At 38.7% G+C, this 512-nt stretch carries 1 protein-coding gene and 1 tRNA gene; one reads left to right on the plus strand and one right to left on the minus strand.

What is annotated here, in order from left to right:
- Positions 1–152 precede the first annotated feature (152 nt).
- Positions 153–230: transfer RNA gene (locus NZ896_06855), tRNA-Val, on the plus strand.
- A 50-nt stretch (positions 231–280) separates the two neighbouring features.
- Here NZ896_06855 and NZ896_06860 read toward each other — a convergent pair.
- A partial coding sequence (locus NZ896_06860; GenBank protein ID MCS7117160.1) for a hypothetical protein occupies positions 281–512 on the minus strand: 232 nt, incomplete at its 5' end.

Consider the following 512-nt stretch of genomic DNA (forward strand, 5'->3'; position numbering starts at 1 on the left):
TGCTAAAGGTGCTAGAATTAGGTACTGTAAGGGATTTTTCATTTTTATTTTTAATGAAATTTACGACACTAACTAATATTTTTAATTTAATTTGTTGAAAGGATGGGCTAAAAGGTTAAGTAAGAAGGATAAACAATAGTATGTGGTGCTGCGGGCCGGTCGTCTAGCCTGGTTAGGACAACGCTCTGACGCAGCGTAGGTCCCAGGTTCAAATCCTGGCCGGCCCACCATGATATATTCATTTTTGTCATAGATCATCTAAATTAAAATGGCAAAATGGCTAAATTACATAGATCTTATTATAGAAGTTCTTACGAATCTCTTCAAAATTTTCACGATAATACTTTATTGCGTAGGGTAGAAGGTTTAGTACATCTTCAGCAACCATACCATCTGGACCCTTCTCTTTTGCAGCCAGATCGCCCGCAAGTCCGTGGATGAATACACCCATCCTTACTGCATCCTCTATATTCAATCCTAAACAGTACATCGCAGCGATGGTACCATTTAAC

This window comes from Nitrososphaerales archaeon, from assembly GCA_025058425.1.
Taxonomy (GTDB): Archaea; Thermoproteota; Nitrososphaeria; order Nitrososphaerales; family JANXEG01; genus JANXEG01.